This is a genomic window from Actinokineospora sp. PR83 (genome assembly GCF_021056305.1).
Taxonomy (GTDB): Bacteria; Actinomycetota; Actinomycetes; order Mycobacteriales; family Pseudonocardiaceae; genus Actinokineospora; species Actinokineospora spheciospongiae.
Genome location: NZ_JAJCXD010000154.1, coordinates 752 through 1165, shown reverse-complemented (window position 1 = coordinate 1165; position 414 = coordinate 752). Strand labels below are relative to the sequence as shown.

The following is a 414-nucleotide window of genomic DNA, read 5'->3' as shown; positions in this document are numbered from 1 at the left end:
TCGGACATCCTCGGATCACAGCTCGGTTGACAGCTCCCCGAGGCTTATCGCAGCCTCCTACGTCCTTCATCGGCTCCTGATGCCTAGACATCCACCGTATGCCCTTAACAACTTGTTACAAAGATGCTCGCATCCACTGTGCAGTTCTCAAACACCAACCAGAAAACCAAGACACCCTACGAACACCTACCCGATCCACCCTTCGATGAACCCGCGGTTTGCTCGCGGCCCTGGTCCTGGAACCGAGTCCAACAACCCCAGTGGGGTGTTGTCTCAGGACCCAACAGTGTGCCGGCACACTTCTGATCATCAACCCCGCACACCCGCGTTCCACGCTTCCGAGGAAGCAGTACTTGCACCATGTGCGGCGCCGATGAGCATCAGCTCGTCCAGTAGTTCCACAGCATATGAGCG

General features: G+C 57.0%; 1 rRNA gene. It reads right to left on the bottom strand.

What is annotated here, in order from left to right:
* Positions 1-118: ribosomal RNA gene (locus tag L6E12_RS34190) — 23S ribosomal RNA — on the bottom strand; the annotation flags it as partial.
* Positions 119-414: the final 296 nt, after the last annotated feature.